Consider the following 21777-nt stretch of genomic DNA (forward strand, 5'->3'; position numbering starts at 1 on the left):
CTAATCCCTTTCAATTGACCGGCGACAGCTTGTTCGATTACCCTTGTGCCGAATTATCCACTCGGGCTTCGTCACTTGTCTCGCCGCACCGCCGCTGTCATTGTCACATACGAGCCCGAGGCCGAAACGCTGGCGCGGCTGATTCAGTCGCTTTCCGCGCAGGTACGCACCGTCTTTATCGTCGATAACGCGTCGTCCAATTTTGCGCATTGGCAAGACATCCTTGCGCCAGTCGATTGTCGTGTGATCCGCATGGCGGACAACGAGGGCATCGCGGCCGCGCTCAATCGCGGGCTGATCGCCGCCGAGGCCGAGCCGGGGCTCGAGTTTTGCGCCATCTTCGACCAGGACAGCGCGCCTTCGGAACGGATGATCGAAGCGCTCGAACAGCATCACGACCAACTATCCCGGCGCGGTCCCGTTGCGCAGATCGGCCCGTATTTCTTCGAGCACAATCGCGGCATCTTTCTGCCGTTCATCGAGTTCAGATTCGGCATTCCGCGCCGCAAGCGCGATCCGGGCAACGGCACCTGGACCACCGCCGATTACCTGATTTCATCGGGATCGCTGCTCTCGCTCGCCGCGCTCAAAAAAATCGGCAACATGGACGAGTCGCTGTTCATCGATTACGTCGATATTGAATGGGGGTTGCGCGCCCAGGCGGCGGGCTTCCAGAGCTACGGCGCATTCGATGTCCGCATGGAACACCGCATAGGCGAGGAAGCGCTCGATGTGGCGGGCTTTCGCCTCGCCGTCCACAAACCGCTGCGCCGCTATTACTACTATCGGAACGCCGTGCTGCTGTGCCGCCGCCCCTATATTTCGCTCGCGTGGAAGGTCAGCGAAATGACGCGGCTCGGCATCAAATTCGTGATCTTCAGCACGATGTCGAAACGCCGCCGGGAAGACTTCGTCATGATGATGCGAGGCATTCGCGACGGCTTGCGCGGCAAGACGGGCAAGTACCAGCATTAACGCGGCGATACACGCCGCGCCCACGGACTGCGGTCGTCAACGCTCGGTGAGACACAGCCGCAACGCTTCATCCCATTGCGGAACCTGCAAGCCGAATGTTTGCGCGAGCTTGTCGCACGACATGCGCGAGTTGGCGGGCCGCTTCGCCGGCGTCGGGTACTCGCTCGCGGGAATCGATTCGACGACCGGCTTCTTCTCCAGTGCAGCCAGATCGAAGATGGCCTGCGCGAAACCGGCCCACGACGTCGATCCGCCCGCGCAGAGATGATAGACGCCCGCTCTCGACTTCCACCAGTCCTGGCCGCCAACGACGCCCTGAGCGGTGATGTGCGCGACGAGCGTCGCGATTGTCTTGCTCCACGTAGGCGCGCCATGCTGGTCGCCGACGATGCGCAGCGCCGGCTTGTCGGCTGCGAGACGGAGCATCGTCAGCAGGAAGTTCTTGCCACGCAGCCCGTAGACCCAGCTCGTGCGCAGCACGAGCGCCGCGCCGCCCACCTGAGCGATGGCCGCTTCGCCGGCGAGCTTGCTCGCGCCGTACACATTCTGTGGATTCGTGGCGTCGGTCTCGACATAGGCTTCGGCCTTCGTGCCGTCGAACACGTAGTCGGTCGAGAAATGCACGAACGCAGCGTTCAGCTTGCGTGCCTCTTCGGCGATGACCCCGGGCGCCTCCCCGTTCACACGCATGGCCGCGGCGCTGTCCTGCTCGGCCTGATCGACCGCCGTGTAAGCCGCAGGATTCACGATCAGCGCGGGTTTCACATCGCGAATCACCGCGCGGATCTGATCGAGATCGGACAGATCGAACTGCTTGCGCTCGAGCGCGACGATCCGCCCGAGCCCCTGAAGCGTGCGCGCCAGCTCGAAGCCCACCTGGCCATTCACGCCGGTGACCAGAACCGTTTTCTGCGGCGCGGCGCTCATGCAAACGTCTCCGCGTCCGCGAGATGCTTGCCTGCCGCATCCTTCGCCGCAAGCATCGGCTCGAAATCGATCGGCCATTCGATCCCGATCTCCTTGTCATTCCACACGATGCTGCGTTCGAACTCGGGAAACCAGTAATCCGTCGTCTTATACAGAAACTGCGCCGCATCCGACAACACGACGAAACCATGCGCAAAACCCGGCGGAATCCACAGCTGGCGATTATTTTCCGCCGACAGCGTCACGCCCACCCACTTGCCGAAGTTCGGCGAGCTCTTGCGGATATCGACGGCGACATCGAACACTTCGCCCTCCACGACGCGCACGAGCTTGCCCTGCGCATGCTGAATCTGGTAATGCAGCCCGCGCAGCACCCCCTTCGCCGAACGCGAATGATTGTCCTGCACGAATTCGACGCCCGCCTCGACTTGCTCCGCGAATTCGCGCGCGTTGAAGCTCTCGTAAAAGAACCCGCGCGCATCGCCAAACACCTTCGGCTCGATGATCTTGACTTCGGGCAGCCCCGTAGCGATTACTTGGATGGCCATGCGACTTGGTCCTTGGGAAGATTGAGCAGATATTGACCGTAGGCGTTCTTCGAGAGCGGCTTCGCCAGCGCGAGCAACTGTTCCTCGCCTATCCAGCTCTTGCGATACGCAATTTCCTCCGGACACGCCACTACGAGTCCTTGCCGCTTCTGCAATGTCGCGATAAACGTCGCCGCTTCGATCAGCGAATCGTGCGTGCCGGTGTCGAGCCACGCATAGCCGCGCCCCATGATCTCGACATCGAGCATCTTCTGTTCGAGATAGCGCGAGTTGACATCGGTGATTTCGAGTTCGCCGCGTGCCGACGGCTTGATGTCCGCGGCGATGTCGCACACGCGGTTGTCGTAGAAATACAGGCCCGTCACCGCGTAATTTGAACGCGGCTGCGCGGGCTTCTCTTCGATCGACAATGCGCGGAACTGCTGGTCGAACTCGACCACGCCGTAACGCTCGGGATCATGCACGTGATAGGCAAACACCGTCGCGCCGTCCGTTCGGGCGCTGGCGCCCTCCAGTTGCTTGGCGAGATCGTGACCGTAAAAAATGTTGTCACCGAGAATCAACGCGGACGGATCATTACCGACAAATTCCTTGCCGATGATGAACGCCTGCGCGAGCCCGTCGGGCGACGGCTGCACCGCGTACTGAATGTTCATGCCCCACTGGTTGCCGTCGCCGAGCATCGACTCGAACCGCGGTGTGTCCTGCGGCGTCGAGATGACGAGCACGTCGCGAATGCCCGCGATCATCAGCGTCGAAAGCGGATAGTAGATCATCGGCTTGTCGTAGACAGGCAGAAGCTGCTTCGACACCGCGTGAGTGATCGGATAAAGCCGCGTGCCGGAGCCACCGGCGAGAATGATGCCTTTGCGCGCCATCGTCAGCCCCTCACGCGCGCTGCGCGTAGTTCGTCTCGACCCACTTCCGGTACTCGCCGGAAGCGACTTCATCGGCCCACGCTTGATTGTCCAGATACCACTGGACCGTCTTGGCGAGACCGGTCTCGAACGTTTCCGCAGGCTTCCAGCCGAGCTCGCGCTCCAGCTTGCGCGCGTCGATCGCATAGCGGCGGTCGTGGCCCGGACGGTCCTTCACATAAGTGATCTGATCGCGATACGAACCGCTCGATTTCGGCTTTGCCTCATCGAGCAAGTCGCACAGCGTGTGCACGACTTCGAGATTCTTCTTCTCGTTCCAGCCGCCGACGTTGTACGTCTCGCCCGGCGTGCCGCGCGCGAGCACTTCCCGGATGGCGGAGCAGTGGTCGCCCACGTACAGCCAGTCACGCACGTTCTGGCCGTCGCCGTAGACCGGCAAGGGCTTGCCCGCGAGCGCGTTCGCGATCATTAGCGGAATCAGCTTTTCAGGGAACTGGTACGGCCCGTAGTTGTTCGAGCAATTCGTAGTTAGAACCGGCAGGCCGTAGGTGTGGTGATACGCGCGCACCAAGTGATCGGAGCCCGCCTTGGTCGCCGAATAGGGGCTGTTCGGCGCGTAAGGCGTGGTTTCGGAGAACTGCGGATCGGTGGCGGAGAGCGAGCCGAACACTTCGTCCGTCGACACGTGCAGGAAGCGGAACACAAGCTTCTCTTCTTCGGGCACCTTGCTCCAGTACATCCGCGCGGCTTCGAGCAGCGTGAACGTGCCGACGACGTTGGTCTGCACGAAATCGGCCGGTCCGTGGATCGAACGATCGACATGGCTCTCGGCTGCGAAATGCAGGATCGCACGCGGCTTGTGCTTGGCCAGCAATGCATCGATCGCGGCGCGGTCGCAAATGTCCGCGCGCGCGAACACGTGACGGTCGTCGTCCTTGAGCGACTTGAGCGTTCCCAAATTGCCCGCGTACGTCAGCTTGTCGACGTTGAGAACGGGTTCCTCCGAAGCGTTGAGCCAATCTAGAACAAAGTTGGCGCCGATAAAACCGGCGCCGCCCGTCACGAGAATCATATAAGCCCTCTTTGCTGACTTCAGCCAGCTTGTAAGCCCGAACGCACGTTCGAGTATAGGAAAACTTGCCCGCCTGGCGCTTTTTTTGTGAAAAGTCGAAATCTATGACTGACCCAAACCTGTTTCTCGTCGCCTTTCGGTCAACCGCTAATTATAAGGCCACGCCATGCAAAAACTACACGACTAACAACTTGATACAGCTAGCTATTTATGGTTGCACACGTTGCAAAAAAGTGTCATTACGCGGCAGCGTCCCTACTTATCTGACCGCAGATACTCATGGCGTGTTTCATAATGCGCGGATCGCGCACTTAAGCCGGCTCGCGGCTCCTTCAAAACCCGTAATCTCCGATGACCGACGCCCTCACCTCCAGTCTCGACCTCGCCTCCGCCCCGCTCGTCTTCGGCGATCTTCAGGGCTGCTGCGACCCTTTCGAGCGTCTCCTGAAGAAAGCCGCGCCCGAGCCCGGCACGCCGCTCTGGTTCGCCGGCGATCTGATCAATCGTGGCCCCAAGTCGTTGCAAACCCTACGCGAAGTGATCGCCCTCGGCTCGCGCGCAACCGTCGTGCTCGGCAATCACGATCTCAATTTGCTTTCAGTCGCGGCGGGTCTGCGCAAGCCGAAAAAAGGCGACACCCTCGATGAAATTCTCGAAGCGCCCGACGCCGCCGATCTCATCGAGTGGGTGCGTCACAAGCCGGTCGCGCACTTCGAAAACAATGTGCTGATGGTCCACGCGGGCGTGCTGCCGCAATGGGACGCGACGATGACGATGGAGCTCGCGCACGAGCTCGAACAGGCGTTGCGTGCGCCGAACTGGAAGGAGACGCTCGCGTCGCTTTACGGCAACGAGCCGCATCGATGGGAAGATTCGCTCAAGGGCGCTGATCGGCTGCGCGTGATCTACAACGCGTTGTCGCGCATCCGCTTCTGCACGCCCGAAGGCGCAATGGAATTCGCCAACAACGGCGGCCCCGATGCCGCGCCGCCCGGCTATGTGCCGTGGTTTGACGTACAGAACCGACGCACGCAGGACGTAACAATTGTGTTCGGCCATTGGGCCGCGCTCGGCCTGATGGTCCGCGAAAACGTGCTGTGTCTTGACTCGGGCTGCGTGTGGGGCAACAAGCTATCGGCGGTATTGCTGACCGCTGATCCGGCCCAACGCGTAATCACGCAGGTGAGCTGCTCGGTCAATCACCCCGGCAAAGCCCGGAGCTTTTTGAAGCACTCGAAAGCTCGGGATTGACCAGACCTAGCACTGTAAGCGCTACGTTGTGCAGAGACAGCAAACCCACCGTCGAATGCTTCCTCAGTTCGACGCTCTGGAAGTCGCAGCAGCAGACAAGCCCCGGGTAGGTACGAAACGGGCTGCGACGGAAGCGAAGGCTTCACCTGCTGCACAACATGGTCGAGGGGAGCCATACCCGAAGGTATGCGTCACTAGGCCCGTAAGGCCAACCGCGCCGAACGGACTTCGGCGGTGATCGAATAGGGGCTGCCTTGGCTGTTTTTGTACTCGATCGGAATGGCAGAGCGTTGATGCCGTGCAGTGAAAAGCGCGCGAGATTGCTGCTCGCGCGGGACCGCGCACGCGTGCATCGAGTTGTGACGTTCGTTATTCGGCTCACGCACCGTAACGCCAATTGCAGCAAATTTCAACCGTTGCGCCTCAAGTTCGACCCCGGTAGCAAGACCCCCGGTCTAGCGCTCGTGCGCGACATCGTAACGCCGAGCAAGGAGTCCGTCGAACTCATCCGCGGCGCAGCCGTACTTAATCTATTCGAACTGGCCCAACGCGGCCGGCAAATCAGTGAGGCGCTTACGGCGAGTCGGGCCATGCGTTGCCGGCGACGCGGTAAGCTGCGCTACCGTGCACCACGCTTCTCGAACCGCACGCGCTCTATGGGTTGGCTTGCCCCCTCGCTCCAGCACAGGGTTGATACTACAAAGGCCTGGGTTCATCGTATCATGCGCTGGGCACCGATCAGCGCATTCTCCAGCGAGCTCGTGCGCATCGACACGCACCTGCTCGAAAACCCTAAAGTCACTGGGGTGGGCTATCAGCGGGGAACGCTGGCAGGCTACGAAACACGCGAATACCTTTTGGAGAACTGGGGCCGGCGTTGCTCATACTGCGACGCAAGTGGTGCGCCGCTGCAAGTAGATCACATCGTCGCTCGGGCCCGCGGTGGCACCGATCGAGTGTCGAACCTGACGCTGGCCTGCGAACCTTGCAACCGGGCAAAGGGGGCGCTGTCTGCTGAAGCATTTCTAGCGAAGCGGCCAACGCGATTGGCGAAGATCCTGTCCCAAGCGAAGCGTCCACTGAAAGATGCTGCAGCAGTGAACGCCACATGCGGGGCGCTGACCAACGCACTGGACACGATCGGCCTACTCTTGGAACTTGCCTCAGGCGGACGTACCAAATTCAATCGGTTGGCGTTCGGTGTACCGAAAACACATGCGCTCGACGCCGCTTGTGTCGGGGCAGTATCTGTCGTAACAAACTGGATTAGACCGATCCTGTCTATCAGCTGCACCGGTCGCGGCAGTTACCAGAGGACAGGGCTCGACCGCTGTGGCTTCCCGCGCGGCGGATATCTGACAAGGGCAAAGCGTGTGCACGGATTCCAGACCGGCGACCTCGTGCGCGCCGATGTACCCTTTGGAAAGAAGGCTGGCACATACGTCGGCAGAGTGGCGATGCGTGCTACCGGTTACTTCAACATTCAAAGAGCTGGGAAAGTTGTACAGGGCGTCGCGCATCGGCATTGCCGGTTGGTTCAACGTGGCGACGGCTACGCAGACTCCCAGATAAGCCCGGCCCACGCAGGCGCCCGCAGACGCGGTGAGGGCCCGTCGCCCTATCCCTTGTGAACGTGAAGCCCTTGGTCTCCGGCGCAAGTGGTTCGAAGCTCAGCTGCGCGATCACTAAGGGCGACATCGGTCACAATAGCCGACGCGCCACACATGCGATCCAGCGCAGCCTGCACCGCCGCCTGCGCCTCGCTCGCCAGCAGCCGCCGGTCCGCGCCCGGTGCGAGCGGATCGCATACGTACAGATGCGCGGTGATCGCCCCCGTGCGCAATAGCGCGTTCAGCGAATCGTTGAGCGACATATCGCCGATATACGCGGGCGCAGTCGATTGCCGTCCTCGCGCGTCCTCGTACATCAGGCAGATCGGCTGAACCGGACACGATGCCGACACCGCCGCCTGAAACATGTTCGCGTGAAACGGCAGCAGCGACTGGCCATCGGTCGTCGTGCCTTCCGGGAACACGCACATCATTTCGCCCGCGAGCAGCCGGTTGGCGAGCTCGTGCATGATGCGCTTCGCGTCACTGCGCTTCTCGCGCTGCACGAACACCGTGCCCAGTTGATGCGCGAGCCAGCCGACTACCGGCCACTTGCGGATCTCCGCCTTCGACACGAACGGCGTCGGACGCCATGCGTTGATCACATAGATGTCGATCCACGAAACGTGATTGCCGACGACGAGCACGCCCGCATCGAGCCGCGCCTCGTCGTTATGCACGACGAGCTTCATCCCGGAAAGACGCAACATTTCGAGCGACCACACGCGATTCATCTCGGCGCGCTCGCTCGCGGACGCGCGCGGAAAGCGCCTCGCGACGATCCACATGCCGTACAGCAAGTGGACGGCGAGCCGCAGCTTGCGCAACGCGAAGCGCATAATCAGCGGCACTCGTACGCGACGTGACCGCCGACGATCGTCGCACGCACGCGCGCCGGCAGTTCGTAGCCGAGGAACGGCGTGTTGCGGCCCTGGCTCTTCAGTTTCTTCGGATCGACGCGCCATTCGCCCGCCGCGTCGAACACGCAGAGATCGGCGAGCGCGCCGGTCGTGATGCGGCCCGCGGGCAGCTTGAGCACGTCGGCGGGCGCGGACGAAACGCGCGCGAGCGCCTTCGCGAGCGGCACGTTGGCTTCGCGCGCCCACTTCACCGTCAGCGACAGCAGCAGTTCGAGACCAGTCGCGCCGGGCGTCGCTTCGGCGAAGGGCAAGAGCTTTTCATCGTCGTCGAGCGGCGTGTGATCGGAGCAGATCGCGTCGATGGTGCCATCGGCGAGACCGGCGCGGATCGCATCGCGGTCGCGCTGCGAGCGCAGCGGCGGATCGAGACGGAACTGCGCATCGAAGTAGCCGATGTCGATATCGGTCAGATGGACATGATTGATCGTCACGTCGCAGGTCACCGCGAGCCCTTCGGCCTTCGTCGCGCGCACGAGCTCGACGCCCGCCGCCGACGACAGATGCGACAGATGCACGCGCGCGCCCGTCACGCGCATCAATTCGAAGATGGTATGCAGCGCGATGGTTTCCGCCGCCACCGGCACGCCCGACAAGCCGAGCCGCGATGCGACCGCGCCGCTCGCAGCCACCCCGCCCTTCGACATGTACGCGTCCTGCGGACGCAGCCACACGGTGTAGCCGTAAGTGGTCGCGTACTGCAGCGCGCGCTGCAAAGTGCGCGTATCGACGATCGGGTTATCGGCCTGCGAGAAACCGATGCAGCCCGCTTCGGTCAGCTCGACCATTTCGGTGATGGTTTCGCCCTTCAACCCGACGGTCAGCGCACCGAGCGGATACACATGCGCGAGGTGCAGCTTCTGCGCGCGGAACTTGAGCATCTCGACGAGGCCCGGCTCGTCGAGCGTCGGATCGGTGTCGGGCGGGCACACGAGGCTCGTCACGCCACCTGCCATCGCGGCGGCCATTTCGGATTCGAGCGTCGCCTTGTGCTCGAAGCCCGGCTCGCGCAAACGCGCGGACAAGTCGACGAAACCCGGCGCGATGTAAAGCCCCGACGCGTCGATCACCTTCGCCGCGTTGAAATCGGCGGGCGCTTGGCCGATGCCGACGATCCGCCCCGCCGCGATGAATACGTCCTTGCGCGCTTCCGTGCCCGCGGCCGGGTCGATGATCGTGCCGTTTTGAATCTGGATCTTCATGTCGTCTTCTTCAGTCGCTGTTGCCGGCCACGATGCCCATCACCGCCATGCGCACGGCGATGCCGAAGGTCACCTGATTCAGGATCACCGACTGCGGGCCGTCGGCCACCTGCGAGTCGATTTCCACGCCGCGGTTCATCGGGCCCGGATGCATGACGATCGCATCGGGCGCGGCGAGCGCGAGACGCTCGGGCGTGAGTCCCCAACTCTTGAAATACTCCTGTGCGGAAGGCAGGAGCGCGCCGCTCATGCGCTCGTTCTGCAAGCGCAGCATGATGATCACGTCGACGCCCTTCAGACCTTCGTCGAGATTGTGATAGACGTGCACGCCCATCTGGTCGAGGTTGCTCGGCAAGAGCGTGCGCGGTCCGATTGCGCGCACTTCCGGCACGCCGAGCGTGGTCAGCGCGTGAATGTCCGAGCGCGCGACGCGCGAATGCAGAATGTCGCCGACGATCGCCACGCGCAGCTTCGTGAAATCGCGCTTGTAGTGGCGGATCGTGTACATGTCGAGCAGGCCTTGCGTCGGATGCGCGTGGCGGCCATCGCCTGCATTGATCACGTGCACATGCGGCGCGCAATGCTCGGCGATCAGATACGGCGCGCCGCTCGACGCGTGACGCACGACGAACATGTCCGCGTGCATCGCGGAGAGATTGTTGATCGTGTCGAGCAGCGATTCGCCCTTGCTCGTCGACGACGCGTTGATGTTCAGATTCAGCACATCAGCCGACAAGCGCTTGGCCGCGATTTCGAACGTGGTGCGCGTGCGCGTCGAGTTCTCGAAGAAGAGATTGAACACCGACTTGCCGCGCAAAAGCGGCACCTTCTTCACCTCGCGGTCGGTCACGCTCACGAACTGCTCGGCGGTGTCGAGAATGTGCGTGACGATCGAGCGCGGCAGCCCTTCGATGGTCAGCAAGTGCTTCAGCTCGCCGTTCTTCGTGAGCTGCGGGTTGCCTTTGAGAAAGCCGTACCGGAATTTATCCGATGCGGGCGCGCCCGGAACGGCAGCGCCGTGGATGGCGGTGTTCATGATATTCCCGGATGTTTCTTTGGAAAGAAGCGTAAAGACGTAAAGCAGCCGCCATGTGCGCGTCAGTGCGCGCGCGGTTCGGTCGTGAACGCAAGTGTGTTGTCGTCACGGCGCGCGAGCACGAGATCCTCGTTCGCCGACACTTCGACCGTGCCGCCGGTAAAGCGCGCCGCGATCGGCATTTCGCGCCCGCCGCGGTCGGCGAGCACCGCAAGGTCGATCGACGCCGGGCGGCCGTAGTCGTACAGCTCGTTGATCGCCGCGCGCACGGTGCGGCCGGTCGACAGCACATCGTCGATCAGGATGATGCGACGGCCGTTCACGTCGAAAGGCAGCTCGGTCGGACGCGCCTGGCTGTGCAGGCCCTTTTTCGCGTAGTCGTCGCGATGCAGCGCGACATTCACCACGCCGAAGTGCGGCGCGTCCAGGTCCTTCGCGAGCCGCTCGGCGAGCCACACGCCGCCGCTGTAGATGCCGGCGAGCACGGGCCCATCGGGTGCGGCAAGCGATTGTCCGAACGCGGCGCGAATCTGGTCGACGAGCGCACGGTAGAGCGTCTCGGCGTCAATGGAACTCATGATCGTCGGCAAGTCCGTCGAGGTATTGTTGAAGGATGACGCGGGCGGCTTCGGCGTCGATCTCGTCGAAGCGGCCGCGTGTGTTGGTCCGCACGCCGCGTTCGCGCAGATCGGCTTTGGCGTCGACGGACGAGTAGCGCTCGTCCACCCATTGCACGGGCACGTTGAAACGGCCGTTCACCTGATTGCCGAAGCGCTTTGCGAGCGCGCTCATTGCATGAGGCGTGCCGTCGGGATGCATCGGCATGCCGACCACGACAGCGTCGGGCTTCCACTCGTCGAGCAGTTTGCCCACTTCGACGAAGCGATATTCGCGATCGCGATTTTCCAGCGTAAGGAGCGCACGCGCGCTTTTCGTGAGCGTGTTGCCGACGGCCACACCGATACGCTTCTCGCCGTAATCGAATGCCAGCAGCGTGGCTTCGCGGCTCATGCGTGCCCTGCTTCGCCGGACAACATGGAGCGCGACACGCCGAGCAGCGAGAGCGCTGCTTCGAGGCGATCTTCGGCGGGCACGTCGAAGATGATGCGCGGATCGGCTTCCACCGTGAGCCAGCCGTTCTTCGAGATTTCCTCTTCGAGCTGCCCCGCGCCCCAGCCGGCGTGACCGAGGGTGAGCAGGAAGCGCTCGGGACCCTTGCCGCTCGCGACTGCTTCGAGCACGTCTTTCGACGTGGTCATGGAGAGGCCGCCGGGCACGCTCATCGACGAACTGTACGGCTCGCCCTCGCCCGCTTCGTGCAGCACGAAGCCGCGCTCGGTCTGCACGGGACCGCCGAAATACACGGGCAAATGGACGAGCGGCTCGATCTCGAGCTTCAGATCGATGCGATTGAAGAGCGACTGGAGATCGATATCGGTCGGCCGATTGATGACGAGGCCGAGCGCGCCCTTCTCCGTGTGATCGCAAAGGTAGACCACCGTTCCTGAGAATGTCGGATCCGCCATGTTCGGCATGGCGATCAGGAACTGATTCGTCAAATTGATGCGATCGGAAGTCTTGGACATAATTCAGAATTTTAACAAAGGCGCTGCGAGATGGCCGGCTTTGATGTGGGTCTGGTCTGGTTTCGGCGGGACCTTCGCGCGGCAGACAATGCTGCACTCTATCATGCGCTTACAAGGTGCCGCCGCGTGCTGTGCGCCTTCATTTTCGATCGCGATATTCTCTCGCCGCTCGATAGAAATGACCGGCGCGTACCGTTCATCCATGCAAGCGTCGTCGAGCTGGATCGCACGCTGCGCGAGGCCGGTGGCGCGTTGATCGTGCGGCACGGTCATCCGGTTCACGATATTCCGGCGCTCGCGCGCGAATGCGGAGTCGATGCGGTCTTCGCCAACCGAGACTACGAGCCGTCCGCGAAGGCGCGCGACGAGGCGGTCGCGCAGAAACTCGCAAGTCAGGACATCGCTTTTTTCACGTTCAGGGATCAGGCCGTCTTCGATCACGACGACGTGATGACAGGCGCGGGCAAGCCCTACACCGTCTTTACGCCGTATAAGCGCAAATGGCTCGCCACGCTCACGCCGGACGCGCTGAAGCCGTATGCGTCGGAGGATCATCTGAGCGCACTCGTGCAACCGCCGGCTGGCGTGACATGCGCGGTTCCATCGCTCGCCCCGCTCGGCTTTCCGGATGCGCACGGCCCCGCGTTTCCCGCGGGCACGAGCGGCGCTTACGAACTTTTCGACGATTTCCGCGACCGCATGACCGACTACGGCCGCACGCGTGATTTCCCCGCGCTGAAGGGCCCGAGCTATCTCGGCGTGCATCTGCGGCACGGCACGGTGTCGATCCGCGCGCTCGCCCGCAGCGCGCACGACGCGCAGCGCCACGGCGACAAGGGCGCGGAAACCTGGCTCGGCGAGCTGATCTGGCGGGAGTTCTATTTCTCCGTGCTGCACCATTTTCCGCACGTCGGTGTGCCGGGCGATCATTGCGCGTTCAAGCCGGAATACGACCGCATAGTCTGGGAAACCGGCGATACCGCCGACGCCAGTTTCGCCGCGTGGTGCGCGGGTGAGACCGGCTACCCGCTCGTGGATGCGGCGATGCGGCAGATCAACACTTCCGGCTACATGCACAACCGGCTGCGCATGGTGGTCGCGAGTTTTCTGACGAAGGATCTCGGCATCGACTGGCGGCGCGGCGAGGCGTATTTCGAAGCGCACCTGAACGACTTCGAACTCTCGAACAATAACGGTGGCTGGCAATGGGCCGCATCCAGTGGATGCGACGCGCAGCCGTACTTCCGGATCTTCAATCCGGTCACGCAATCGCGGAAATTCGACTCGACGGGCAAGTTCATCCGGCATTACGTGCCGGAACTCGCGGGCCTGCCGGACCGCGATATTCACGCGCCGTGGCTTGCGAAACCGGACGCGCTGAAGGCTGCGAAACTCTCGCTCGGGGCGGATTATCCGCAACCGATCGTCGATCACGATGCCGCGAGAAAACGCACGCTCGCGCGCTACGACGTCGTGCGCGGACCGGGCGCAAAGCGCGACGCGCCGCCCGAGGACGATTAACGCGCGATCAGCGCCGGCTTCTCGATCATCGCGGTGAGCGCGACGATCGAGCCGCGGCCTTCGGAGGGCGCAATGCCGGCGGCCGCCTGATGCAGCATCGAGCGCAGCATTTGCGCGGCGCGCTCGGGCACGGTCGCATCGATGCCGCGCGTCGCGCCCTCGGCGCCATCGGCGTGGGTTTCTCCATGATGTGCGACGCGCCGCCACGCCAGACCGAGTGTGTCCGCCAGCAGCGCGACATGACCGAGGCCGAGCGCACAGGCCGCCGCACCCAGCCGATGCGACGCATCAGCCGCGGAGAGCGCCGCGGCTTCGTCCACGGTGCCGGTCTCGCTCGCCTGCGCGCCGCGCTCGACGAGCGCATCGATCGATGTCTCCGCACTCTGCAGGAAGTCTTCGTAGGCGGCCGCGTTGACGCGCAGCACGCCGAGATCGCGGGTTGCGGCGTCCCGCGTGGCTTCCTCGCTCGCCTGCGCGGCGCTCGCTTCCCACGCCGCCTCCGATGCCGGCGTCGCCGCGATGTGCCACGCCACGGTCAGGCCGTAGTCGCGCAGCACGTCGACGTGCCCGGCGTCCTCGGGCGCCGCGCCGTACAGCGCGAAATCGCGCCACAGAAGCGCGAGCGTCGCTCGCACCAGCGAACGGGGCGCGTACGACAGCGCATGCGCCTGGTCCGCCAGCACGAGGTTGAAGCGCGCGTAGAGACGCTTCGCGTCGGCGATATGGTCGAGCTCACCGCCCGTGCGTTCGGCGCGCTCGCGCAACGCACGGACCGTCGAGGACGCGAGCCGCCAAAAGTCGTAGGGATCGGAACCGCGCAATTCGTCGAGACAGGCATCGAGGCGCGCGAAGGCATCGGCGGATTCTTCAGCCGGTGCGCGCAGGAGCTTGAGCAGCGTCTCCTCGTAGTGCGCCCGCACCCGCGCGAGGCGCTCGGGTGCAATGCCGCGCAGCGTCGCCGGTGCGATCGCGCGGCCCGCGAGCGCGAGGTCGTCGTAGGAAACCGGCGCGACGCGCGTGTGCGCGGCCAGCAGCGCGTGCAGGCCGCGATAGTGATCGAAAAGCACGGTCGAGCACGAAAGCTCGCGCAGATTATGGCGCTCGACCGCGCCGCGAAACACGCCGATCGCGTCGGCAATACGCGCGTGGCTTCCCTCCGAGTCGTCGCCAAGCGGCGCGACGAGCGCGAGCGCCTCGGCGAATCGCTGCCCGGGCAGCCAGCCCGCCGAATGCAGCGCGGCAATGGCGCGCTTCAACGCGGCCCCGGTTTCGCCCTGACGCTGAAACGCGTGCAGCGCGTCGGTCAGCGCCATTTCGGCGAGGCGCACCGATCCGCCGCGCGGATTGGGCAGGGCTTCGAAAGGAACGGGCGGATCGGGACGAGATGTCATAACAAGCGCTCACAAGCCGGTTCGCGGGCGCGGTGATCGAACGCCGCCGTCGCACGCGGTTGAAATGCGTCATCGGTAGGCGCGCACGGTATCGCCACGCCTGCTTCAAGCGTATGTCTTGACGAGCGGGTGCGGGGATCGAATGTGTCCGACGAGACTTGTCGCACCTTTCACTTCGTTCGCCACACTCGCGCGATGCCGGAATCGCCGCAACGAAATCGCCCTACGCCTCGAAATCCGAAAAAAAATCAGGCAAACCGCACGGCGGCAGCCCGCGCGCGGCACGCGTCGTCATCGTCGAACGCGGTCCGCTAAAAAACGCGCGCCGCATGACGCGAGTCATGCGGCGCGGCAGAACGACAAGATCAGATCTGAACCATCTCGAAATCTTCCTTGCGGGCTCCGCATTCGGGACAGGTCCAGTTGATCGGAACGTCCTCCCAGCGCGTGCCCGGCGCGATGCCCTCTTCGGGCAATCCCGCCTCCTCGTCGTAGATCCAGCCGCAGATCAGGCACATCCAGCTTCTGTATTCCATACTTATGCCGCGTCGATTGGTCGGTTGAAATTAGGACATGATGGTACCGTGTTGCCGTGTCGATGCCTAGCAAGCGGCCCGCCCGGTGTGCGCGCATCGTGACATCGGTCGAAACGGGCGCCGCGCAGGCTTGCGCCACCCCGAGCCCGCGCGCCGGAAAAAAGTGCGCAAAGAGAACAGCCGGACGGCATTAGGCCGCATAATCAGACATGACCGAGCGGGCATTCGCTCACGCGCCCGAGGCGCGGACGAGTTCGCTTAAAGCCGATCGTCCATTCAAGCAATCCAATACCATAATGTCCGCTTTTGCCATGACCGGCGACTCCCCCCCGATCGTTCTCACTTTCGGCCTTTCCGATCCCACGGGCGGCTCGGGCCTGCAAGCCGACCTGCTGACGCTCGCGAGCATGGGCTGCCACGGCGCGACCGTGCTCACCGGCTACGCGGTGCGCGACTCCGCGACCTGCGATGAAGTGACCGGGCTCGATCCAGACACCGTCGCAACTCAGGCGCGCATGTTGCTGGAGGACATGCCGATCGCCGCGTTCAAGATCGGCGCGGCGACCCGCGCGGAGCTCGTGTCCGCCATCGCCGAGGTCGTCTCCGACTACGACGATGTGCCGCTGATCCTCGCGCCCGATTTCACGCTCGACGACGAACACGTGCTGTCCGCCGACGAGCTCCGCGAATCGCTTGCCGATCTGCTCGTGCCGCAGACCACCATGCTGATTGCCGACCATGCCACGCTGCTGCAACTCGCCCAGCCGGACAGCGACGCCGAATCGCCGACGCTCGATTCCGCGATTTCCCACATCCTGGCGCAAGGTTGCGAGTACGTGCTCGCCATGGAAACGGGCACGCATCGGCACGTGAACACGCTGTACAGCGAAGAGGGACAAGTGCGACAGGACACGTGGGAGCGCGGCGTGCAGCGCATCATGGGCCTGACTGATACGCTCGGCTCTGCCGTCGCCGCATTGCTCGCGAATGGGCAGGAGCCCGCCGAGGCCGCCCGCGAGGCGCAGGAGTACGTGTTCCAGGCCGCGCGCGCCGCGTTTCGCCCCGGCATGGGCGCGTATTTGCCGGACCGCTTCTTCTGGGCGCGCTCGAACGACGCCGACGAAGACGGCGACACGTCCTCGCTTCCTGATGATCCAACGGGACTGCCCGGAGAAGCCCGACACTGACACCCGAACAATAAGGGAGCGACGCGAGCGCATGCCATATCGACTGCCCCATCTGCACAAGCCCGGCCCGCAAGGCGCGATCCGCATCGGCTGCGCGGGCTGGGGCCTGTCGAGCGCTGTCTCCGCGAGCTTCCCGCATGAAGGCACGCATCTCGAACGCTATTCGCACGTGCTGACGTGCGTCGAGATCAACTCCAGTTTCTACAAGCCGCATCGCGAGCAGACTTACGCACACTGGGCGGAGAGCGTACCCGAGTCGTTCCGCTTCTCGGTCAAGGTACCGAAGGCGATCACGCACGACGCGCGCCTCGTCGATACCGAATCCCTGCTCGACGAATTCCTCCAGGCGGCCGGGCAACTCGGCGACAAACTCGGCTGCTGGCTCGTGCAACTGCCGCCGAGCCTGCCGTTCGATCACGACGTCGCCGAGTCATTTTTCGCGGCGTTGCGCGAACGCACGAAGTTGCCGGTGGCGTTCGAGGCGCGAGAGCATACTTGGTTCACGACGCACGCAGCGGCGCTTCTGAAGGCGCATCACATCGCATACGTGGACGCCGATCCGATCCCCGATGAATGCGAGATCAAGCATCGCGCGGACGCGTCGCTCGTCTATGTGCGACTGCACGGCTCGCCCGAGCTCTACAGGTCTTCCTACGACTACACCTATCTCGACGAGCTCGCCCGCACACTGCATAACCGCGCGAAAAAGACGGCTGAAGTCTGGTGCATCTTCGACAACACCACCGAGAGCCATGCGCAGCCCAACGCACTGCATCTGATGGAGCGGTTGCGGATTCATCACAAGGTCTGACCACATTCGACGCCACGGAGATTCCCCGATGCATAAGCCGGCAGGACGAATTGCCCGTTTGCTTGGAGCCACGATGCTCGCCTCGCTGTTCAGCCTTGCTCCGCCCGCTCACGCTCAGAATGCCGCGCCGCCGCCGGGGGCGACGCCCGCGGGCGACGGCACATTTTTACTGACGATTTTCCTCAAGCATGACGAATCGAAGACGCTGCCGCAGATAAACCAGCAGCTGAAAGAACAAGGCTACTTCAAGCAGTTCCCGCCGCCGGGCGTCGAAGTGGTGTCGTGGTACGTGATGATGGGCATCGGACAGGTGGTGACGCTGCGTGTGCCCGCCGAGCGGCTGCGCGAAGTGAACCGCGCGATCGAGAGCACCGCGTGGGGCGGCTATCGCACGGAGTTTTACCCGACCTACGACTACAAGGCGGCCGCGCAGAAACTTCGCGACGAGATGAACAAATAACGTTTGTATGGACAAAAAAACCCGCATCGCTGCGGGTTTTCCTTTGGCACGGCGCGAAACCTCTTCCGAAGCCCGCGCCGATGCAATCGGCCAAAGCCAGATTACATGTCCATGCCCATGCCGCCCATGCCGCCGGGCATGCCGCCAGGCATCGGAGCGTCTTCCTTCGGCAGTTCGGCAACGGCTGCGTCGGTCGTCAGCAGCAAGCCTGCCACCGATGCCGCGTTTTGCAGCGCGGTGCGCGTAACTTTCGTCGGGTCGACGACGCCGGCTTCCACCAGGTCACCGTACTCGCCGGTCGCCGCGTTGTAGCCGTAGTTGCCCGAACCTTGAGCAACGGCCGCCACCACGACGGAAGCTTCTTCGCCGCCGTTCGTGACGATCTGGCGCAGCGGCTCTTCCATTGCACGCAGAACGATCTTGATACCTGCGTCCTGATCGGCGTTGGCGCCCTTCAGGCCGTCGATCGCACGACGAGCGCGGATCAGCGCGACGCCGCCGCCAGCCACGATGCCTTCTTCCACAGCCGCGCGCGTTGCGTGCAGTGCGTCTTCGACACGTGCCTTCTTTTCCTTCATTTCGACTTCGGTCGCAGCGCCGACCTTGATCACGGCAACACCGCCGGCCAGTTTGGCCACGCGTTCTTGCAGCTTTTCACGGTCGTAGTCCGACGTTGCTTCTTCGATCTGCTTGCGCACTTGCTTCACGCGCGCTTCGATGTTCGTGGCTTCGCCAGCGCCGTCGATGATCGTCGTGTTTTCCTTGGCCACTTCGATGCGCTTCGCCTGGCCCAGTTCAGCCAGCGTCGCCTTTTCGAGCGTCAGGCCGGTTTCTTCCGCAATCACTTGACCGCCGGTCAGGATCGCGATGTCTTCCAGCATGGCCTTGCGACGGTCGCCGAAGCCCGGAGCCTTGACGGCGACGGTCTTCAGGATGCCGCGGATGTTGTTGACGACCAGCGTTGCGAGCGCTTCGCCTTCGACGTCTTCAGCGATGATCAGCAGCGGACGGCCAGCCTTCGCGACTTGCTCCAGCACCGGCAGCAGATCACGGATGTTCGACACCTTCTTGTCGTGCAGCAGCACGAACGGGTTTTCCAGAACGGCGACTTGCTTGTCCGGGTTGTTGATGAAGTACGGCGACAGATAGCCGCGATCGAACTGCATGCCTTCCACGACGTCCAGTTCGTCTTGCAGCGACTTGCCGTCTTCGACGGTGATGACGCCTTCCTTGCCGACCTTGTCCATCGCTTCAGCGATGCGCTCGCCGATCGACGTGTCGCTGTTCGCCGAGATCGAGCCGACTTGCGCGATTTCCTTGTTGGTCGTGCAGGGCTTGCTGATCTTGCGCAGTTCTTCGATCGCGGCCGTGACGGCCTTGTCGATGCCGCGCTTCAGGTCCATCGGGTTCATGCCCGATGCGACGTACTTCATGCCTTCGCGAACGATGGATTGCGCCAGAACGGTAGCGGTCGTGGTGCCGTCACCTGCGTTGTCGCTGGTCTTGGAAGCCACCTCCTTGACCATTTGCGCGCCCATGTTCTGGAGCTTGTCCTTCAGTTCGATTTCCTTCGCGACCGAGACACCGTCCTTGGTGACCGTCGGGCCGCCGAAGGAGCGCTCGAGCACCACGTTGCGGCCCTTCGGACCGAGCGTGACCTTGACCGCGTTGGCCAGGATGTTCACGCCTTCGACCATCTTGGCGCGTGCGGAATCGCCAAAAGTGACTTCTTTAGCTGCCATATCCAAACTCCTTGATTCGATTCGGTTTGCTGGCTTCGCTCAGCGCGCCCGAAAGGGCTGCGGCTTGTTGGCGAAGCCGAACGTGCAGGAAGGATGCTTACTTGACCAGAACGGCCATGATGTCTTCTTCGCGCATGACGAGCAGTTCTTGCCCGTCGACCTTGACGGTCTGGCCGGCGTACTTGCCGAACAAAACGCGGTCGCCGACCTTCACGTCGAGAGCGTTCTGCACGCCCTTGTCATCGCGCTTGCCCGGGCCGATGGCCAGGACTTCGCCTTGATCCGGCTTCTCAGCCGCGGCTTCCGGAATCACGATGCCCGATGCGGTCTTGGTTTCCTGGTCCAGACGCTTGACGATGACGCGATCGTGCAAAGGACGAAGGTTCATACACACTCCTCTCTTGATTGAGACTGAAAACACGGGAAAACCCGTCCGTTGAGAACAATCTCGCCGGACGGCAATCTTGTTAGCACTCTCGTGCAGTGAGTGCCAATTATATGGACCGAGTTTGACAATTTCAAGGAGGGGCACGAACGGAGTGTCGAAGTTCATCGAGTGTTGATTGCTCGACGACAAGCACGCATGTCTCACGGCGCCAGATCTTCCGTCAGATCAACGACTTAGGATTGTTGGACGCGACGGTCAGCTCGGGCAGGCGCCGTGGGCGGACCTGTAAAAAACTCAAAACCGGACGACTCGCCCACGCGAAGCGTTGCTCCTTGAGGGTTAGTGTTACCTCCCTCGAACCTTCTCATCCATTGACGTTCGCCGTCAGGGGACATGAAGTTGATTCCAATCTGGGCGCATCACCGGAGAATTGGGCGGGTCACGGCAGCAACGGCAGTAGGATGTGCGGATTCAATGGGTCGAACGTCGCTGAGCGACCCTCGACCGAACTTGACCTAGTGACCGTCGGTGGCAGCTACGGGGCTGCAACGGTCGCTCGGCCGGGCACGTTTTCTTTCGAATTAGGCACATCGCCGAGCAGCCTCTTTTCAACCGAAGATAGCGCAAAACGCCCACTTCGAGCGAAGCCTACGAATTCTCCAGAATGCGCGGTGGGGCGCTGGAGACCCGGCCGATCAACACCGTGCTGGACGTCTCAGACCCGCGTCCGCCAAAGAGAAGCACGGCGGGATGAAATTCCGCACCTCGTGCATCTTCGTTCGCGCCTGGAGAGGGAGGAAACGACAGCGGGATAGGAAGATAGTATCAACGATAGCATGGCGCAGCAGAGCGCAGCTTGTCCCGGCCCGCCCGACGCAGCCGCGCTCAAAAATAGGCTGGCTCGCCGATCCTGCCGCTCAGCGACTTCAGGGGCAACGTCGCGGCAAAGGTCATGAGCGCGTGCGGCGCGAGATGGGTTGCGGCAGCGGCATGAGCTGCTGGCGCCGTCTGCGCGACTGGCAGGCCGCCGGTGTCTGGGACCGACTGCACGAACTGCTTCTTGCAAAGCTACGCGAAGCGGACCGCATAGACTGGTCGCGCGTGGTCGTCGACTCCTCCTCGATCCGCGCGGTTGGTGCGGGTCAAAAACGGGACCCAATCCCACCGACCGTGCGCGACCAGGTTCAAAGCACCACCTCATCACAGAAGCGCAAGGCATCCCGCTCGCGGTAATCCTCACTGGCGCCAACCGCCACGATGTCACCCAGCTGCACGCGCTGGTTGACGCCATCCCGCGCATCGCCGGCAAACCTGGCCGCCCGCTTTCGAAACCCCGGATCGTTCAAGGCGACCGAGGGTTACGATCACGACAAATACCGCCGTCCACTACACACTGCCGGCATCGACACTGAAATCGCCCGACGAGGCGAACCTCACGGCAGCGGACTGGGCAAAACCCGCTGGGTCGTCGAGCGCACGATCTCCTGGCTTCACAACTTCCGACGGCTGCGCATCCGCTTCGAACGTCTTGCATTCATCCACGAAGCCTTCATGAAAATCGCATGCTGCATCATCTGCTGGAGACGACTCAAAACGTCCTTTTGTTAAGGCCTGTTAGCCGACATTGACGGTAGTCGCGTCCAAGGTCCGCAGCCTGGCGACGGACTAAACCGCTCGCGCGGTAGGGGCTACGGTCCGACGCTGGTGGTCAGGGAGAGGCCGGTCACCCGGCTTTATGT

The 21777-nt window shown here is 63.0% G+C and carries 21 protein-coding genes and 1 pseudogene; 8 read left to right on the forward strand and 14 right to left on the reverse strand.

The features are described from left to right. Positions 1 to 75: 75 nt before the first annotated feature. Entirely contained in the window at positions 76 to 975 is a 900-nt protein-coding gene (locus NCS58_RS11335) for a glycosyltransferase family 2 protein (RefSeq protein WP_250538466.1), read from the forward strand. Between the two features lie 36 nt (positions 976 to 1011). Here the strand turns inward: NCS58_RS11335 and rfbD are convergent, their stop codons facing one another. Genes rfbD through rfbB form a run of 4 tightly spaced genes read right to left on the reverse strand, consistent with a single transcriptional unit; the run spans position 1012 to position 4400 of the window. After that, positions 1012 to 1902: a dTDP-4-dehydrorhamnose reductase gene (gene rfbD / locus NCS58_RS11340; RefSeq protein ID WP_061119329.1), complete on the reverse strand. Its 891-nt coding sequence runs from the start codon at positions 1900 to 1902 to the stop codon at positions 1012 to 1014. Further along, on the reverse strand, positions 1899 to 2450 hold the full coding sequence (rfbC, locus tag NCS58_RS11345) for a dTDP-4-dehydrorhamnose 3,5-epimerase (RefSeq protein ID WP_250538467.1): 552 nt from the start codon (positions 2448 to 2450) through the stop codon (positions 1899 to 1901). Before rfbC ends, rfbD begins: the two co-directional genes overlap by 4 nt. Further along, the gene (gene rfbA, locus NCS58_RS11350; protein ID WP_061119331.1) at positions 2435 to 3328 is read right to left on the reverse strand and encodes a glucose-1-phosphate thymidylyltransferase RfbA; all 894 of its coding nucleotides are present in this window, start codon (positions 3326 to 3328) and stop codon (positions 2435 to 2437) included. The genes rfbC and rfbA overlap by 16 nt, the downstream gene beginning before the upstream one ends. Positions 3329 to 3338: 10 nt before the next feature. Then, complete coding sequence (rfbB, locus tag NCS58_RS11355) at positions 3339 to 4400, reverse strand: dTDP-glucose 4,6-dehydratase (protein ID WP_250538468.1); 1062 nt, start codon at positions 4398 to 4400, stop codon at positions 3339 to 3341. 351 nt (positions 4401 to 4751) lie between these two features. Here rfbB and NCS58_RS11360 point away from each other — a divergent pair, with 351 nt between their 5' ends. Further along, the gene (locus NCS58_RS11360; RefSeq protein WP_061119333.1) at positions 4752 to 5651 is read left to right on the forward strand and encodes a symmetrical bis(5'-nucleosyl)-tetraphosphatase; all 900 of its coding nucleotides are present in this window, start codon (positions 4752 to 4754) and stop codon (positions 5649 to 5651) included. Between the two features lie 254 nt (positions 5652 to 5905). Beyond that, a complete protein-coding gene (iscB, locus tag NCS58_RS11365) occupies positions 5906 to 7282 on the forward strand; it encodes an RNA-guided endonuclease IscB (RefSeq protein ID WP_311766349.1) in 1377 nt (458 codons plus the stop codon). On the opposite strand, the gene NCS58_RS11370 is transcribed toward iscB, so the two are convergent. From NCS58_RS11370 to NCS58_RS11395, 6 genes are all read right to left on the reverse strand, one after another. Next, complete coding sequence (locus tag NCS58_RS11370) at positions 7270 to 8100, reverse strand: 1-acyl-sn-glycerol-3-phosphate acyltransferase (RefSeq protein WP_250538473.1); 831 nt, start codon at positions 8098 to 8100, stop codon at positions 7270 to 7272. The genes iscB and NCS58_RS11370 overlap by 13 nt on opposite strands. A gap of 2 nt (positions 8101 to 8102) precedes the next feature. Next, positions 8103 to 9380: a dihydroorotase gene (locus NCS58_RS11375; protein ID WP_250538469.1), complete on the reverse strand. Its 1278-nt coding sequence runs from the start codon at positions 9378 to 9380 to the stop codon at positions 8103 to 8105. A gap of 10 nt (positions 9381 to 9390) precedes the next feature. After that, the gene (locus tag NCS58_RS11380) at positions 9391 to 10416 is read right to left on the reverse strand and encodes an aspartate carbamoyltransferase catalytic subunit (protein WP_250538470.1); all 1026 of its coding nucleotides are present in this window, start codon (positions 10414 to 10416) and stop codon (positions 9391 to 9393) included. A gap of 62 nt (positions 10417 to 10478) precedes the next feature. Beyond that, on the reverse strand, positions 10479 to 10994 hold the full coding sequence (gene pyrR / locus NCS58_RS11385) for a bifunctional pyr operon transcriptional regulator/uracil phosphoribosyltransferase PyrR (RefSeq protein ID WP_061119336.1): 516 nt from the start codon (positions 10992 to 10994) through the stop codon (positions 10479 to 10481). Continuing rightward, positions 10981 to 11427, reverse strand: coding sequence for a Holliday junction resolvase RuvX (gene ruvX / locus NCS58_RS11390; protein WP_250477012.1), 447 nt, complete (start codon positions 11425 to 11427; stop codon positions 10981 to 10983). Before ruvX ends, pyrR begins: the two co-directional genes overlap by 14 nt. Further along, positions 11424 to 12002, reverse strand: a complete 579-nt coding sequence (locus NCS58_RS11395; protein WP_061119338.1) for a YqgE/AlgH family protein — start codon at positions 12000 to 12002, stop codon at positions 11424 to 11426. The genes ruvX and NCS58_RS11395 overlap by 4 nt, the downstream gene beginning before the upstream one ends. 30 nt (positions 12003 to 12032) lie before the next feature. On the opposite strand from NCS58_RS11395, the gene NCS58_RS11400 reads away from it, so the two are divergent. Then, positions 12033 to 13523, forward strand: a complete 1491-nt coding sequence (locus NCS58_RS11400) for a deoxyribodipyrimidine photo-lyase (RefSeq protein WP_250538471.1) — start codon at positions 12033 to 12035, stop codon at positions 13521 to 13523. Here the strand turns inward: NCS58_RS11400 and NCS58_RS11405 are convergent. Together NCS58_RS11405 and NCS58_RS11410 are read right to left on the reverse strand one after the other, a co-directional pair. Beyond that, positions 13520 to 14914, reverse strand: coding sequence for a hypothetical protein (locus NCS58_RS11405; protein WP_250538472.1), 1395 nt, complete (start codon positions 14912 to 14914; stop codon positions 13520 to 13522). The two genes, NCS58_RS11400 and NCS58_RS11405, sit on opposite strands and share 4 nt — an antisense overlap. Before the next feature lie 365 nt (positions 14915 to 15279). Further along, entirely contained in the window at positions 15280 to 15450 is a 171-nt protein-coding gene (locus tag NCS58_RS11410) for a rubredoxin (RefSeq protein WP_025527884.1), read from the reverse strand. Positions 15451 to 15761: 311 nt separating this feature from the next. Between NCS58_RS11410 and NCS58_RS11415 the strand changes: the two genes are divergently transcribed. From NCS58_RS11415 to NCS58_RS11425, 3 genes are all read left to right on the forward strand, one after another. After that, entirely contained in the window at positions 15762 to 16637 is an 876-nt protein-coding gene (locus NCS58_RS11415) for a hydroxymethylpyrimidine/phosphomethylpyrimidine kinase (RefSeq protein ID WP_061119341.1), read from the forward strand. Positions 16638 to 16668: 31 nt separating this feature from the next. Further along, the gene (locus NCS58_RS11420; protein WP_061119342.1) at positions 16669 to 17448 is read left to right on the forward strand and encodes a DUF72 domain-containing protein; all 780 of its coding nucleotides are present in this window, start codon (positions 16669 to 16671) and stop codon (positions 17446 to 17448) included. A 73-nt stretch (positions 17449 to 17521) separates the two neighbouring features. Then, positions 17522 to 17908: a hypothetical protein gene (locus NCS58_RS11425; protein WP_086961263.1), complete on the forward strand. Its 387-nt coding sequence runs from the start codon at positions 17522 to 17524 to the stop codon at positions 17906 to 17908. Positions 17909 to 18009: 101 nt separating this feature from the next. Here the strand turns inward: NCS58_RS11425 and groL are convergent, their stop codons facing one another. Both groL and NCS58_RS11435 read right to left on the reverse strand, forming a co-directional pair. After that, positions 18010 to 19650: a chaperonin GroEL gene (gene groL, locus NCS58_RS11430; RefSeq protein ID WP_061119344.1), complete on the reverse strand. Its 1641-nt coding sequence runs from the start codon at positions 19648 to 19650 to the stop codon at positions 18010 to 18012. A gap of 97 nt (positions 19651 to 19747) precedes the next feature. Continuing rightward, entirely contained in the window at positions 19748 to 20038 is a 291-nt protein-coding gene (locus NCS58_RS11435; protein WP_035500852.1) for a co-chaperone GroES, read from the reverse strand. Between the two features lie 831 nt (positions 20039 to 20869). Between NCS58_RS11435 and NCS58_RS11440 the strand changes: the two are divergent. Then, positions 20870 to 21646: pseudogene (locus tag NCS58_RS11440) on the forward strand (IS5 family transposase). The last annotated feature ends 131 nt before the right edge of the window (positions 21647 to 21777 follow it).

It is taken from the genome of Caballeronia sp. INML3B (assembly GCF_023631305.1).
In the GTDB taxonomy this organism is placed as follows: Bacteria; Pseudomonadota; Gammaproteobacteria; order Burkholderiales; family Burkholderiaceae; genus Caballeronia; species Caballeronia turbans.

Excerpts from the sequence above, each read along its gene's own strand:
- rfbD (WP_061119329.1), bottom strand. The coding sequence starts at position 1,902 with ATGAGCGCCGCGCCGCAGAAAACGGTTCTGGTCACCGGCGTGAATGGC.
- rfbC (WP_250538467.1), bottom strand. The coding sequence starts at position 2,450 with ATGGCCATCCAAGTAATCGCTACGGGGCTGCCCGAAGTCAAGATCATC.
- rfbA (WP_061119331.1), bottom strand. The coding sequence starts at position 3,328 with ATGGCGCGCAAAGGCATCATTCTCGCCGGTGGCTCCGGCACGCGGCTT.
- rfbB (WP_250538468.1), bottom strand. The coding sequence starts at position 4,400 with ATGATTCTCGTGACGGGCGGCGCCGGTTTTATCGGCGCCAACTTTGTT.
- NCS58_RS11360 (WP_061119333.1), top strand. The coding sequence starts at position 4,752 with ATGACCGACGCCCTCACCTCCAGTCTCGACCTCGCCTCCGCCCCGCTC.
- NCS58_RS11370 (WP_250538473.1), bottom strand. The coding sequence starts at position 8,100 with ATGCGCTTCGCGTTGCGCAAGCTGCGGCTCGCCGTCCACTTGCTGTAC.
- NCS58_RS11375 (WP_250538469.1), bottom strand. The coding sequence starts at position 9,380 with ATGAAGATCCAGATTCAAAACGGCACGATCATCGACCCGGCCGCGGGC.
- NCS58_RS11380 (WP_250538470.1), bottom strand. The coding sequence starts at position 10,416 with ATGAACACCGCCATCCACGGCGCTGCCGTTCCGGGCGCGCCCGCATCG.
- pyrR (WP_061119336.1), bottom strand. The coding sequence starts at position 10,994 with ATGAGTTCCATTGACGCCGAGACGCTCTACCGTGCGCTCGTCGACCAG.
- ruvX (WP_250477012.1), bottom strand. The coding sequence starts at position 11,427 with ATGAGCCGCGAAGCCACGCTGCTGGCATTCGATTACGGCGAGAAGCGT.
- NCS58_RS11395 (WP_061119338.1), bottom strand. The coding sequence starts at position 12,002 with ATGTCCAAGACTTCCGATCGCATCAATTTGACGAATCAGTTCCTGATC.
- NCS58_RS11400 (WP_250538471.1), top strand. The coding sequence starts at position 12,033 with ATGGCCGGCTTTGATGTGGGTCTGGTCTGGTTTCGGCGGGACCTTCGC.
- NCS58_RS11405 (WP_250538472.1), bottom strand. The coding sequence starts at position 14,914 with ATGACATCTCGTCCCGATCCGCCCGTTCCTTTCGAAGCCCTGCCCAAT.
- NCS58_RS11410 (WP_025527884.1), bottom strand. The coding sequence starts at position 15,450 with ATGGAATACAGAAGCTGGATGTGCCTGATCTGCGGCTGGATCTACGAC.
- NCS58_RS11415 (WP_061119341.1), top strand. The coding sequence starts at position 15,762 with ATGACCGGCGACTCCCCCCCGATCGTTCTCACTTTCGGCCTTTCCGAT.
- NCS58_RS11420 (WP_061119342.1), top strand. The coding sequence starts at position 16,669 with ATGCCATATCGACTGCCCCATCTGCACAAGCCCGGCCCGCAAGGCGCG.
- NCS58_RS11425 (WP_086961263.1), top strand. The coding sequence starts at position 17,522 with ATGCTCGCCTCGCTGTTCAGCCTTGCTCCGCCCGCTCACGCTCAGAAT.
- groL (WP_061119344.1), bottom strand. The coding sequence starts at position 19,650 with ATGGCAGCTAAAGAAGTCACTTTTGGCGATTCCGCACGCGCCAAGATG.
- NCS58_RS11435 (WP_035500852.1), bottom strand. The coding sequence starts at position 20,038 with ATGAACCTTCGTCCTTTGCACGATCGCGTCATCGTCAAGCGTCTGGAC.